The sequence below is a fragment of the Pseudalkalibacillus sp. JSM 102089 genome, assembly GCF_041366475.1.
Classification (GTDB): Bacteria; Bacillota; Bacilli; order Bacillales; family Guptibacillaceae; genus Guptibacillus; species Guptibacillus hwajinpoensis_B.
Genome location: NZ_JBEWYW010000006.1, coordinates 86386 through 100337 on the forward strand (window position 1 = coordinate 86386; position 13952 = coordinate 100337).

Consider the following 13952-nt stretch of genomic DNA (forward strand, 5'->3'; position numbering starts at 1 on the left):
GAACAAAAAGAACAATATATTAATTTACTATATTGTACAATATGATCATTATATTGTATACAAAAGGAGAATAAGATTGGAACATATCCAGGGAATGATCTCAAATAACTTAAAAATGCTTCGACAACGACATAAGCTTAGCCTTGATGATGTAGCGTCTATGTCAGGTGTGAGTAAGAGTCTGATTCGTCAAATCGAAAAGGAAGAATCCAATCCAACGATTACAACGCTATGGAAAATTGCCAATGGGTTAAAAATCCCTTTTAGTTCACTAATTCAATATGAAATGCCTGATACGGAAATCGTTCGAAAAGTTAACATCTCTCCTCTTAAAGACGACAAGGATTTGTACCGACTGTATCCTTCCTTTGCTTATGAAGACCACAAGCCGTTTGAAATGTATATGGTTGAATTAGATCCTGGGGCTTTAATGGAATCAGGCCCCCACCGCTCTGGCACAATTGAATGCATGACTGTCGTAAGTGGAACTTTAACGATGATCATCGAAAACCATCGTTATACGCTCCAAAAAGGTGACTCTATTAAATTCAACGCAGACCGCGTTCACTCTTACATGAACGAAGGTGATGAAGAAATTCAATTAAGCATGACAATCTATTATCCTTCATAAAAAAAAGGACTAAATCGAATTCGATTTAGTCCTTTTTCTCATGATCTTATTCCTGATCTGATAAATACACCCGATGATCTCGGAAGAACGGCATTAAATCCCGATCTGTTGATTTTTCCATCGAAGAAATAAAGTCTCTAGTAGTCGAAATGCCGAATTTCTGTTGCTTAAAATAACGCTGCATTGCGTCATAGAAAGTCTCATCTCCTAGCTCCTGACGAAGGTCGTTGATCGTACTTGATCCATAGTTATAGATCATATAATAATATGCGCTGATCCCTCCTTCATCAGCACGGGCAGTGAAGTCTGCGATCTGACTGGATAGGTGATAATCTTGATCCGGATGAGGAGCGACATCTAGATCATCTAGATCGCCATCATAAAGTGCCGCCGCAAAGCTTGCGAATGATTCGTCTAGCCACGGCTCATCATATTCATTGTTTCCGATAATTCCGTAGAACCACTGATGTCCAATTTCATGAGCATTCACTGACTTCGCCCAATCAAGCGGCCGATCTCCTGCGAGACTAATCATCACGAGCTGTGGGTATTCCATCCCACCAAACCAGCCTTCCATCGTCACGATATCAAGCTCTGGCCACGGGTATTTACCGAATTTCTCACTGAACAGTGCAAGGCTATCAACACCAGACTCGAGTAGGGACGCAGCATACTTCGCGTGTTCACTAGAATAGTAGACATTCACTTTGATGCCATTCACTTTCGAAGAGATGACGCGGTAATTTGGGTTCATTTCCATCGCAAAGTCGCGAACATCCTTTGCCTTATAGCGATGCGTCGCCTGATCTCCTTTAATAACAGGCTTTCCAACTTCTTCTCCTGTCGCCGCGATGACTTGTTCTTTATCAGTCGTCACGGTGACATCATACTTTCCAGAGAGAGAATAAAACGCTTCACCATACGGATAATACGGATCGACATTCCAGCCTTCATCATCGTAAACGCTTAAAATCGGGAACCAGTTGCCCATTGAAACGGTATCACCATACCAGCCAAAGCGATCCTGCTGTTCTGGTAAACTCACTTGAAAGTTCATCGTAACGGTCGATTTCTTATTTTTCGGTAGCGAAAGGTTTTGAATATGTAGTGCCGTTTCGTTTACCTCAAACGTTGCTTTCTTACCGTTTACTTTGATTTTGGAAACATCCATACTTCCGCCATTCTCTTCAAACGTTTCCGCATTTCCCCAAAGATTGAAGTATAACTCACTTAAATTGTTTTTGATGTTGTTTTTGAACGTTACTTCAAGCGTCCCTTTTACTTTGTGCGTCGTGGCATTATAATCTACATCCATCACATACGAAGGCTTTGTTGGGCCAAGTACCCCTTCTTGCTTAGATGGTTTTTGAAGCTGAAACGGCTGCTTCGGTAATTGAATGCTAGGCGAATCAGTAGGAACATAAGCCCCCTCCCCCTCAAGCATCAATTCATTCGTATCAGGTTCAGCTGCACTTGCTGGTAGCGCAAGCCCCATTAATAAGCTACCTGCAGCAACCCCCTGCAGAAGCTGCTTCATCACTCGCTTTCCCTTCACACAAATCCCTCCTTAGTTATTTCACTTAAGAATTTCTGGATTTAAGGAGGGGTTACCTTGAAACAAACGACTCATTTATGGAAAAATTATCTAGTTATTTCGTAGGTGTAAGAAGTGAATTCCCATTTATTCACCTCTTACTAGACCATCCATCATAGGAAGTTTGTCTGCTAAACGCACAAAAAAAGGTCAGGTACGAACCTGACCCCATTAAGGCAATTGCACAGATTTAATATGGTTTAATCTTAAATAAACAGCCTCTCCACTAGCATTCGCTAGTTCAACGAAATTATTTTCTACTTTCGTTAATAAGCCAATTTTAGTTGGATCGCTTCCTGCATCAAACACGACAAGCTTTCCTTCATCTTTCTTTAACTGTTCTTCAAATGATCGAAGCAATGGGATATTAGACGGATTAACTGGCAGTTTTTCGTTTGAAAGCGTATAGGGTGTATTGTTTTGGCTGTATGGGGTTATCCACTTTATATGACTTAAGGGTAGATACATTGTTTTATAAACTGGGGAATAAAATGAGATGTAATTACTCAGAACGTTCGTAATATATCCATGGAAAGATAAGTTTCCAGTCGCATAAATTTCAGTAAAGATTCCTTTCGCGTTCATGAGTATTTTCCGATACGAAATCGAATCGATGTCATCCGAAAGTGAAGGTGCACTTGGGCTTTCGACAGTATCTGATTTCGTATAGCGATACAGTTTATGAACATGCAGCAGCGGTAAGTAGAGATAATTTTCCCCGTTGAAAAGGACGAGAATGTCTGGTCCAATATCCGTAAGAATTCCGATAAACATTGTTCCTCCAGAAATTTTCACTTCCACATGTTTTCCTAATAAATTAACTAGTCGATCCATTCAAACAGGCTCCTCTCCAAGATTCTTACCCAAATATCAGCTGCACCCAATAGAATAGTAGAAACAGTGTAAAAACAGTCGTTAGAGGAATGACGATAAAAGATACGCTCATGTAATCTTTCCACGTCACTTTAATATGATACTGTCTCAAAATATGCATCCAAATCAAGGATGCAAGCGTTCCGATTGGCAATAGCAAGGACCCCATGTCGCTTCCGATAATATTGGCAAGGTAAATGGTTTTTAATGTGATCGGGTCTAATCCCATTTCCGTTAACGCAATTGTTCCAACCATTAGAGCAGGGTGGTTATTAAAGAGGTTGGAAAGAACGGAGACTAACCCTCCCATAATGAAACTAGCTGCTAACAATCCTTGGTTGACGATCGGATTTAACATGTCCACAAGCAATGCGGTTAACCCTGCATTATGAAGTCCGTAGATAATCACGTACATCGAGAAAGCAAATATTAAAATGTGCCACGGCGTTTTCTTAATGATATCAATAGGATTTGTGCCGAGTGCATACCATCTCCACACGAGCAAGACAGCTGATCCAAGAACAGCAACGAGTGCAATGGGGATCGCGAAGTAAGATGCGACAAAGAGAAGACAGCGCATTATAAAAACAAATAGGAGAAGCTTGATCATAAACTGCGTGCGTTTCTTTTTCGTTTCTACGGAAATCTTCCCTTTTAACGGATGAAAATGCTTCGAAAAGAACATCTCTTCAATGTCATAAGCCGCACCTGGAAGTTCTTTAGGAAGTTTCTTTTTCAGGACGAAAAACATAAATGATGACATAAAGATCAATCCTAAAGTTGCAGGCACAAACATCATCGCCGTATGCATATAAAGCGTCATATGGACAATTTCTAAAGCGATCAGATTAACAATGTTACTCACACCGATCGGAGCACTGGAAGCTGTCGCGATGAGTGCACCACTTAACAAATAAGGAATCATTTGATGTGGCTTTAAACGAAGGTTTTTCAGTAGCAATATTAAGATTGGAGTTGTAATTAAAATGCTTCCATCGTTATTAAATAGTAGAGTCATTAAGAAACAAAGCAACTGAATGTACCAATATAAACGATAGCCCGATCCCTTCGAAAGAACAGCTAGTCTTGCAGCTGCCCAGTGAAAGAAGCCAAAACTTTCTAATATAACAGCCATGACAATCGTCGCCATTATCGTAATGGATGCGCCACTTATTTTACTTAGGATATCAGCTATATCTCCAAGGGATACAGTTCCAGTTACTAAGATGATGAGGGCTCCGATCGAGGCTGGCCATGCTTCATTTATCCCGCCCGGTCTCCAAAATATGACCATCATTGTTACGACGAACACTAATATGGGTATTCCTATGCCTAATGACATATCTAGCCGCCTTTCTTAATCTAGTAAAAAGCTCTTGCATGTCCCACCTTGTATAGTTATATTCATTTCGCGTCAAAAGGGATAGGTTTTTGAAGCTAAAATCCTAAAATGTACCTTTGACTCTCCATGGCAGATGTCCGGTCGAGATACTCGTCCATAAATAAAATTCCATATAAAAACAAGCCAGAACGCCTTTTACTAAAGGAATTCTAGCTTGTTTATCGTTAATTTGTATTACGCTTTCGTTCTTACCATACAGAAAGTCCTGTCCTCTCATCATTTTCATCAGTTAGATAGGCTACTTCCAGGTATCCCTTTCTTTTAGCATGATAGAATAACGTTTCACTTAGTACGTTATCTTTACAATATACGGTAACAAAAGTGCCATCAACTATAAGTAAAACAAACTCGCAATCGCTTTCCTTAAAATCCTTATAAATCTCTAATTCCTTAGGTACCGAACCTTTCGGAAAAGCTTTTAGATTAGCAAAAATCACATAGGAGAGCTGTTCTTCTATTTTCTTTTGAAGAAGCTGACCTTCCAAATGCAAGGTTTTGTGATTAAACAGCGGCTCACCTAACTCACCATCAACTACATAGTAAGCCTCTTCATCCTTGACCAGCCAATTAAAAGCTGATACATCGATCGGAATCAATATATCCCTCAGAAGGTAACCCTGTTTATTCGGAACCTCAAAAGTAATTCCCGTGATCATTAACTCTCCTCTTTCTGTTAAGAAACATAGAAAACCTAGAAATGCGCATTTCCTTATCATCAGAATGACGCTCTAAAACGAACAATCATTTTATCTTATGGAAGCTTATTCCCTGCAGCACGATAAAGCTCATACCACTCTTCTCTCGTAAGCTCCATATCAGAAGCTCTTGAAATATCCTTTAATCGTTCTGTGTTCATCGTGCCTACAACAGGCTGAATGTTGGCAGGATGACGTAAAATCCATGCGATCGCAATCGTTGAATCAGTCACATTGTATTTCTCTGCAAGCTCCTGAAGTTTTGCATTTACTTCTGGAAAGGCGTTGTTTCCAACGAATGGTCCTTCAATCATGCCGTGCTGAAATGGAGACCACGCTTGAATCGTAACATCGTTCAAACGACAGTACTCAAGAATGTTGCTATCGCGAACGACAGCTGGATCATTCTGCATGTTCACATTAAATCCAGCATCAATCATTGGCGTATGTACAATACTCAATTGAAGCTGATTGATGATTAAGTCATCCTTCAAATACTTCTTCAGCAGTTCCATTTGCATTGGATTTTGATTACTCACGCCAAAGTGACGAACCTTTCCGCTTTCTTTCAAACGAGAGAAGGCCTCGGCTACTTCCTCAGGCTCAAATAGGGCGTCCGGGCGATGAAGAAGCAAAGTATCAACATAGTCTGTCTTTAGTCGACTTAGGCTTCCATCCACCGATTCAAGAATATGATCTTTGGAAAAATCAAAAAAGCCTTTACGAATACCGCACTTCGTTTGGAGCTTCATTCTCTCACGAAGATCATCGTTTGCAGAGATCGCATTTGCGAATACTTCCTCCGATTTCCCGCCACCATAAATGTCAGCATGATCAAACAAATCCACTCCATGGTCCATCGCATTCTCAATCACGTAAGCGGCATCCTTCTCACTAAGTTCGTTCATGCGCATACAACCTAGTGAAATCTCGCCAACTTCTAAATCACTCGTACCTAGTTTAATCTTTTTCAAAGAAATCACCTCGTTTAATTGATACTGTCATCCTATCATTCAGGTAAAGGAAAAGGTAATATTTAGACTTTTTTGTTATTGCGCTTTCAATGTTGAAATATATTTTGTACCCATATACCCATTGTTTCTCCCCTCTATCAGTTAACCAAATTTATTTCATCTCTTCTAGCCAGATACCATTTATAAAAGGAACCGGCGATTTCAAGCGGCACATCATCAATTCCCGAATGATGAACAGGCTTTGCTCGGTTAATCACTCCAACTGATGCAAGTCCAGCTATTTTCTGAAAAAAGCCTCGTGTTACATTAACTTCAATCACTTTACTTCTTTTTGATACAAATAAAGAAGTGGATAATCCACCCGTTTTAAATTGAACGAATGAAGCATTTAAAGTATATTTCGTATTGCGATAATCAAAGTACCTCATAAGACTGACGATCATAAGAAGCAATACTGAGAAAATCCACCAGGGGACATTCAGAACATCAGGCTTAAAGTACCACAATAATCCCGTTCCAATCATCCACAGAAAACTTGGTCGCAGTTCGCGAATCCAGAGCGAAGAAGGCGGCAATCGATCCATTTTTTCAGTTACCTGATACATTGGTAAAATTTCTTCGACCATCTCATATGCTTGTTGAACTGGTAGAAAGGGATAGAGTGAGTTGCTTTCAAGCTTCTCCTCATCCGCTCGCGATTCACCAATGCTCGTTAACTTCACCTCCGCAAGTCCAAACAAACGCTTGAGAAATGTTTGATTGATTTCAATCGCTTGTACACGGTGTTTTGAAATAGAAAATTTCGTAGCGTCAAGAACTCCTTTTTGAATGTAGATCTGCTCGTTATCTGATGAAATCTCAAACCCACCGTACCTTAAAAACGTACGGGATAGCCCAAAGCCAATGGATATGATCACAGCGGCGATAACGATTATGCCGATCACCCAATCTGACTGAAGAAGAAAGCCAATCAAACCTTCCGCATCCTTTTCCACACCGAAAATATCGTCAAGTTTAGAATAAAACCCTCCAACAACAGGTATAAGGAAAAGAAAACTTAAAGATGTAAACGAAGCTTTAACCAAATCTTTTTTTTGAGCCCGAAAATGAACAATCCGATCTGGTTGCTGTTTGTCTTCCTTTCCTTCCGATACTGTTTCAATCATAGGCCCTGCTTCAGAGTCTTCTACTGATTGGAGTGAAACATACCGTTTCAACTCCTCAGCATGGTTTCGTGAAACAACATCAAATTCTACCGCTGCCTCATCTCCCCTCATCCCCGTTTCAAAGGTCAAGGAGGTGGTCCCAGTTAAGCGATGAAAGAAGGACGTGCGCTCGTTTACGTTTTCAATTTTCGAGAACGGAATCGTTCGTTTTGATTTCGTAAAGATCCCCGCGTGAAGATGGAATGCGTCATCAAGACGATATTTTTTCGTTAACCATTTCAGCGCAATCCGAATGAGCGATAATCCAAGTAGAATAAGGACCGCGGGGCGTCCGTATTCAAAGAAAAAGGAATCTGAATCACCTTTGATCAGAAAGAAATAGACTAGAAAGAAAATAGCGCTCTTTCCAAGTTTCCACGTATCAAATAAGAGTAGCCATGGGGAATACCTTTGCAAAGTTCTCATTCCCCCTCCTCCTTCACCTTCGCGTATCGGGCAATTTCATTCCGCAATTGAAAGGCTTCTTCTTTAGGTAACGCTGGAATCATATGTGATGAACCCATCGTCTCAATCGATAGCGCATATAACTGATATCTCCTTAATAGGGGACCTTGACTAGTGGCAACCGCTTGAATTTTGCTCATTGGCACAAGCTGATGCTCTTCATTGATTGCCCCATGTCTAAGCTTCAAGTACTCTTCATCTATTTCATATCGCCAGTACTTATATTTCAACTTAGGATGAATAAAAACATCCCACATCGTCATGACTATCGTAATAATCAACGCGATCATTAAAAGCCACCTTACCCATCCCCACCAGGTGAACCGATCATCAAGATAAAAAAGAATACCCAAGACGAGAATACCAATACTATTTCCAATGATTGCATTTATCGTCCATACGCGCACAACCTCCTTCGCTAATCGGCGGTTTGGATTGCTAATTTCTGTCGACATACTGACACTCCTCTAACTTACTTTGATTTCATCATTCATCGGACGCTTTTGGTTCCTTCGAAAAGGATTCTCCAAATAAACAAACAAACGCATCACTTTCTCGAGCGGCCCCTGGTTAAAGCGTTTCAAGTAAAACGTACTTCCTATGACTTGGAAGATAAATAGAATGATTCCGAATAATATTGAAAACACCACTCCCATCTTTCCAAATAAACCAATCCCATAGCCATAAAAAATCGTTGTGCAAATTATCGTTTGTAAGATGTAATTGGACAGAGATAGCTTCCCAAGGCTCTCAAATCCCCTCATCCATTCACTTCCTTGAGAACGGCTGTATATGTACCCAAATAAACCGATGTATCCAATTGCAAGCACACTTCCTCCGATTAAACTCATATCCGGAACCCCGCTAATCTCCTTCGATAAATAAAAAGAGACTTTTAAGAGCAGACCAAGCGGAATAAAAAGAACTGACACGTACCAAAACCGTTTCATCTTACTTGAATCGAGCCAACGAACATGTCCCGCATACATTCCGAGGAGCATCATAGGAAGAAGGAGAAATGGAACGAAGAAAACCATCGCAATTTCTTCCCCTACGCTTAACTCCATTGGATCAACGTTGAGCCGATGATTCTTGATCTCTTGATAGTTTCCACTGCTATAAATGTTCACCATATCGTTCATATAAGCAGTCATCTTCGCTTCACTCATTAGAGGCACTTCCTCCCCGCCCCCTAAATAACTAACAAACGTTACGATTGAGAATAGTATTACACACCAGACAAGAATCGTTTTCCGCTTTCGATTAACAAAGAAAAGAAGCAGCATTCCCATCATTCCATAAAGAAAAAGAATATCGCCTTCCCATAGAAAAGTACTATGTAGCACACCCAAACCAATTAAAACCAAAAACCTCCGAAATAAATGCCATTTTACTCGTCGCTCTCTTTGCCTCAAACGATCTCTCATCAATATCAAAGAATACCCAAATAGAAATGTAAAGATCGGCATAAATGAATTTTCTACAAGGACTTTAAGGGTAACATACCCACCATAATCTACTGATGACAGATTAAAAAACGAGATCTCCTCTTTTCCAAATATCCCATATTGAAAGATTAATAGATTCGCTAACAATATCCCGAAAAGACTCCATCCTCTTAATGCATCCACAAGTCCATTTCTTTTTACATTTGTCACATTGTTTACCTCCTAAATTAGAAACTCACATACTTCCACTTCCATGTTTTAAATGATATTCCTTATATTTCCTAAATCAAAGATATCAGGTAAAATACCTATTTTCAATATATATTTATTGTTTTTCGATAAAAAACTATCGAAATGGAAGTGTGTTTGTAGTAAGATCAAGATAGGATAACTGGAATAACTTACAAAGGAGTTTTACTATGAAATGGAAATACGGTTTCAAACTATTATCTAGGATTTGTTTGATCTTGTTTTACATCATTGCTTTGTTGTCTATTTTTACAACAACGGAACATATAACAAGAATTTGGTTTTCTGGAAGTAGTTTTGAAAAATCATTTGGTATATACGAGCCTATATTTACTTACTTTGATCTTTCCTTTAATAAGCAACCAGAGTTGTTTAACAATACTTCTTTCTTAATTTTATCGTTTGTTTCAACAACCGCTTTTTGTAGCTTACTGTTGCTATTTCTATGGTTTCTTCAAAAACTATTAATGAATATTTACAAAGAAAATCTCTTTCTATACGAGAATGTCTCTCTTATATCAAAATTGGGATATACAATCTTATTCTTGGGGACCTTATCAACTTATACTGAAGAACAGTTAGCTTTAAAAGTTCTCGATCTACTGAAAATTACCAACGCTCAAATTAGTCTTTCTACTGGTGCCTATCTCGACACCATCATAGGCGGCGTCGTTCTCCTTCTCATCGCTTCTGCTCTTAAATTTGCAGTTAGCGCAGTGGAAGAAAATAAACAAACAATCTAACAATAAAGCAGGGGATTTACGATGATTCGAATAAAACTAGATGTCATGATGGCAGAGCGGAAAATGTCGCTGAACCGATTGTCTGAACTTGTTGGGATTACACCAGCGAATTTGTCGGTTCTAAAAAATGAAAAGGGAAAAGCCATTCGGTTTACGACTTTAGATGCGCTATGTCAGGCACTGGATTGCCAACCTGGAGATTTACTGGAATATATAGACGATGAATGAAGAGTGGATGCCGCTCTTCTTTTTTCTTAGCTATGCTTGCTTATGCTGTGAATTATCGTTTTTTGGCTCATTCGAGTGAAGTTTTTATCCCACTCGCCTTACAGCTCTGTTGAAAGGTCGCTCTGTGATGACCAATCGCCCGAGCAAATGAGCCAAAAATCAATAACGTTTATTTACATAGCCTTTTTCTTCCAACCTACAGCTAAACAGTTCTCTGGATATGCACTATAAACATGTCAGCACATCCAATGTGCTCACAAACCATTTTATGGGTTTATCACCTCTCAATTCCGGTTACATACCCTATGTACTTAACAAAAAGGAGATGAGCGAAATGGCAGACCGTTACAAAACAGGTGAAAAAGCCCCTGAGAATGGAAAATATGAATTCGATGGTTTAACGAATGGGAACAAATCGAGTAACCCCACAGAGGACGAAAAACACATTAGTCTTGAAAGTGGAGAAACCTTTCCTCCACTTCGATCAAGTAATGAATCAGCATACTGGAAAAAAGCATAGTTTCTAAAAGAACTTTCGTAAGAAAGAATCTAAACACTACTAAGGAGATGAATGAAAATGGCAGAGAAAGATCCAAAACAAGCAGTAGCTAACATGAGCGAGGATAAGAAAGAGGACATCATGCAGAACTTCCAATCGTTTAAAGACTATCTTGGTGATCAAGTAAACAAAGGTGAGAAGCTCGGTCTTGGTGAAGAAGGACTATCAAAAGGTGCTAAGCGCGTTGGAGATTATCTTGCAAAGCACGAAGATCCGCGTAACCGTGAACAAAAAGTACTTAACGAGCTCTGGAACGTAGCAAACGAAGAAGAACGTAAGCATATGGCACACGTTCTCGTTAAGCTAGCAGATCAAACGAACTAAATGACTAAATTGCAAAACGCCGCCACCCTTATTTAAAGGATGGCGGCGTTTTTATGATGATGCTAGATTTCTATAATACTTAGCCATTTCCATCACCATCGCGCCCATACGTGGTGTGGTTGGTGTGAGAACATACTCGATTCCTTGATCCTTTAGATGCTCTTCTGTTACTTCTCCAACAGCTACAGGAAGAATCGTTTCTGTTAAAGAAGATAGGATCCTTTCTCTTTTCTTAACCCTATCAACATATTCAAAAAAGTACCGTACCTGGATGGCGCTTGTGAACGCCACCGCATCAAGCTGTCCGTTTTCTATCTCCTCAATTAACTGCTGAAGCACCGCTTGCTCTGGAGGCGTATGCTCGTATGGATAAATTGTCGTAACAACATTGTTCGCAGCTTCAAGCGACTCAATAAACCCTGGCACATTTTCACCATGCATTTGGAGAACAACCGATTGATTCTCAATCGTTAAGGCATTCTCCAATTGATTCATCGTCCCACGATCCGCCACCGTTTGTGGCGTAATGCCCTTTTGTTTAAAATGCTGGAGCGTTTTCGTACCGCGAACGGCTATTGGAATCGAGCGAAGCAAATGATCGTATTCTTTTTCTAGCCCAGCTAATTCCGCAAGCTCAGTCATTCTTTTTTCTCCCATACCAGTCGTATAAATCAACATATCTGGAGGGTTTTCAATTATTTCTCGTAAAGAATGAACGACATGCTCTTCATTCGTAAAAACAGTCCCCTGTGCAGGTCGAATGAGCGCTTTTCCACCCTGTTTTTCGATAAGTGCACGCATTTCTTCCCCTTTTCTTCCGCCGGTAACCGCTATGGTTTTGTTCATTAAGCCCACGACTGTACCATCTCCTTCACTTATACGTAAATAGAGCGTACAGCACCTCAATAAGATGATCAACTACAAATCATTCAAGCGTAACGTAGATCAATCCATCTTCTATTTCAATCGGAAATGTCTCTACCTCGCCAATATGCGGGGAAAGGAGTTTACCTGTCCTAACATCAATTCGGCAATCATGGTTTGCACATATGATAGAATGATCGCTGATCTTCCCACTCACAACCGTTCCACCATATGGGCAACGATTGTGAATAGCGTGGAAAGTTCCATCCGACAAGCAAATAACGGCGATCGAAAGCTGGAGTAAATCAATCGCTCGACTAGAACTAGGGGTGAAATCACGCGTTCTTCCAACGTGAATCTTTACGACATGAACCGGCATCAGAAACATCCTCCCAAGCAATGTTATTTACAAATGCTTCATTAGCTTTGAGCCGTTTTAGATGATCTCCCATCTTTAGGGACAAGAGCTAACGTACTGCGCGTTATTTTTTGTTCCGGAAATAGCTGATTGGATGGGATTTCAGAAACGGGTGCAAGGCTATTCACAAGCTTTGCTAATAAAACTGCCTCTGAAGTATCACCATAAAGAATAGCCCCAATCACTCGTCCATGTAAGGTCACAATTTTTTTGTAAATGTGTCGAATCGGGTCAATCCATTGAAATGTTCTTGTTTCCTCAGTTTCAAGAACATGCCCTGCTGAGAATACGTTAACACTGGCAATGTTTAAGGTCGTGGACATGATTGAGCCTGTATACGGCTCTGGATATCCTGCGAGAGTTCTTGCAAGATGTTCAGCTTGCTCGAGAAGCGGTTCAGTGAGCCCATATGTCATATCGCGATGCTCTGCACATTCCCCGATGGCGTAAATCGAAGGATCACTCGTTTGCAGAAAATCATCCACAAGAATGCCGCGGTGAACGTCCAACCCACTTTTCTTAGCAAGTTCAATATTTGGTTTTACTCCAACAGACATGATTATAAGATCCGCTGTAAGAGTCGTTCCATCCGTGAAGCGAACTCCTTCTGCATGCGACGTTCCGATGATCTCCTTCGCTCGCTTACTTAATGAAAAGTGAATACCGATACGTTCTAAATCTTCCTGAAGCATTTCAGACGCAAGCCGGTCGAGCTGCCTGTTCATCACATTCGGCTGATGATGGACTACAGTTGTTTTTATTCCGCGCTGAACAAGTCCCATCGCCGTTTCTAACCCAAGGATGCCTGCTCCAATGACCGCTGCTTTTTGGTAATGATTTGGGGCGTTCATTAATGTCATACAGTCTTCAATCGTCCGAAAGGTCATCACGCCTTCCTTCCCTGCTCCTTGGATGGGAAGGAGATGCGGATGACTACCTGTTGCAAATACGAGAAGATCATAAGCTATTTTTCGACCTCGATCGGTTTTCACATTCCGTACGAGAGGATCAACTGTCACCACGGTCTCATTCTTTAATAAACGAACACCACGCTTTAGATACCAACCCTCATCCTCTAATTTGACATCTTCAAAGGGTAGTTCCTTCTGTAGAACGCGCGATAAAAGATAACGCTTATAGGCAGGCTCCTTTCCAATGACGGTTACTTCAAAACTTGACGGTTTTCTCGATAGCAAGCGTTCAAGAAATTGAATGCCAGCAAGGCCGTTTCCGATCACGACAAGTCGTTTCTTCACACTATCCCCTTCTTTCTGTGTTGC

Annotated in this window: 16 protein-coding genes; 5 read left to right on the plus strand and 11 right to left on the minus strand. The window is 40.4% G+C overall.

Features of this window, described 5'->3' with window-relative positions; all coding sequences use genetic code 11:
- Positions 1–76 precede the first annotated feature (76 nt).
- Positions 77–631 carry a helix-turn-helix domain-containing protein gene (locus ABVF21_RS14265; RefSeq protein WP_371018432.1) on the plus strand — a complete coding sequence of 185 codons (555 nt, stop codon included), beginning with the start codon at positions 77–79 and terminating at the stop codon, positions 629–631.
- 46 nt (positions 632–677) lie between these two features.
- Here ABVF21_RS14265 and ABVF21_RS14270 read toward each other — a convergent pair whose 3' ends face one another.
- The 8 genes from ABVF21_RS14270 to ABVF21_RS14305 all read right to left on the minus strand — a co-directional run bounded on the left by ABVF21_RS14270 (position 678) and on the right by ABVF21_RS14305 (position 9497).
- Positions 678–2186: a M1 family metallopeptidase gene (locus tag ABVF21_RS14270; protein WP_371018433.1), complete on the minus strand. Its 1509-nt coding sequence runs from the start codon at positions 2184–2186 to the stop codon at positions 678–680.
- A 210-nt stretch (positions 2187–2396) separates the two neighbouring features.
- The gene (locus ABVF21_RS14275; RefSeq protein WP_303529334.1) at positions 2397–3059 is read right to left on the minus strand and encodes a DUF2642 domain-containing protein; all 663 of its coding nucleotides are present in this window, start codon (positions 3057–3059) and stop codon (positions 2397–2399) included.
- A 25-nt stretch (positions 3060–3084) separates the two neighbouring features.
- Complete coding sequence (locus tag ABVF21_RS14280) at positions 3085–4440, minus strand: arsenic transporter (protein ID WP_303529337.1); 1356 nt, start codon at positions 4438–4440, stop codon at positions 3085–3087.
- A 248-nt stretch (positions 4441–4688) separates the two neighbouring features.
- On the minus strand, positions 4689–5156 hold the full coding sequence (locus ABVF21_RS14285; protein WP_194220938.1) for a DUF2691 family protein: 468 nt from the start codon (positions 5154–5156) through the stop codon (positions 4689–4691).
- A gap of 95 nt (positions 5157–5251) precedes the next feature.
- Entirely contained in the window at positions 5252–6169 is a 918-nt protein-coding gene (locus ABVF21_RS14290; protein WP_194220937.1) for an aldo/keto reductase, read from the minus strand.
- A gap of 137 nt (positions 6170–6306) precedes the next feature.
- Positions 6307–7800, minus strand: coding sequence for a PH domain-containing protein (locus tag ABVF21_RS14295; RefSeq protein ID WP_371018434.1), 1494 nt, complete (start codon positions 7798–7800; stop codon positions 6307–6309).
- Entirely contained in the window at positions 7797–8294 is a 498-nt protein-coding gene (locus ABVF21_RS14300) for a PH domain-containing protein (protein ID WP_371018435.1), read from the minus strand. The genes ABVF21_RS14295 and ABVF21_RS14300 overlap by 4 nt, the downstream gene beginning before the upstream one ends.
- Positions 8295–8306: 12 nt before the next feature.
- A complete protein-coding gene (locus tag ABVF21_RS14305) occupies positions 8307–9497 on the minus strand; it encodes a DUF418 domain-containing protein (RefSeq protein ID WP_371018436.1) in 1191 nt (396 codons plus the stop codon).
- 209 nt (positions 9498–9706) lie between these two features.
- Between ABVF21_RS14305 and ABVF21_RS14310 the strand changes: the two genes are divergently transcribed.
- The 4 genes from ABVF21_RS14310 (at position 9707) to ABVF21_RS14325 (ending at position 11390) form a co-directional block, all read left to right on the plus strand.
- The gene (locus ABVF21_RS14310) at positions 9707–10279 is read left to right on the plus strand and encodes a hypothetical protein (protein WP_303529345.1); all 573 of its coding nucleotides are present in this window, start codon (positions 9707–9709) and stop codon (positions 10277–10279) included.
- 21 nt (positions 10280–10300) lie between these two features.
- The gene (locus tag ABVF21_RS14315; RefSeq protein WP_194220932.1) at positions 10301–10507 is read left to right on the plus strand and encodes a helix-turn-helix domain-containing protein; all 207 of its coding nucleotides are present in this window, start codon (positions 10301–10303) and stop codon (positions 10505–10507) included.
- Positions 10508–10841: 334 nt separating this feature from the next.
- Positions 10842–11027 (plus strand): YjzC family protein, encoded by a 186-nt coding sequence (locus tag ABVF21_RS14320; protein ID WP_194220931.1) that lies wholly within the window; start codon positions 10842–10844, stop codon positions 11025–11027.
- Between the two features lie 57 nt (positions 11028–11084).
- On the plus strand, positions 11085–11390 hold the full coding sequence (locus tag ABVF21_RS14325) for a DUF3243 domain-containing protein (RefSeq protein WP_226612230.1): 306 nt from the start codon (positions 11085–11087) through the stop codon (positions 11388–11390).
- Between the two features lie 51 nt (positions 11391–11441).
- Here ABVF21_RS14325 and ABVF21_RS14330 read toward each other — a convergent pair whose 3' ends face one another.
- The 3 genes from ABVF21_RS14330 to ABVF21_RS14340 form a co-directional block, all read right to left on the minus strand.
- Positions 11442–12236 carry a uroporphyrinogen-III synthase gene (locus ABVF21_RS14330; RefSeq protein WP_303530452.1) on the minus strand — a complete coding sequence of 265 codons (795 nt, stop codon included), beginning with the start codon at positions 12234–12236 and terminating at the stop codon, positions 11442–11444.
- Between the two features lie 79 nt (positions 12237–12315).
- On the minus strand, positions 12316–12633 hold the full coding sequence (locus tag ABVF21_RS14335; protein WP_303529348.1) for a Rieske (2Fe-2S) protein: 318 nt from the start codon (positions 12631–12633) through the stop codon (positions 12316–12318).
- A 41-nt stretch (positions 12634–12674) separates the two neighbouring features.
- A complete protein-coding gene (locus ABVF21_RS14340) occupies positions 12675–13928 on the minus strand; it encodes an NAD(P)/FAD-dependent oxidoreductase (protein ID WP_303529351.1) in 1254 nt (417 codons plus the stop codon).
- Between the last annotated feature and the right edge of the window lie 24 nt (positions 13929–13952).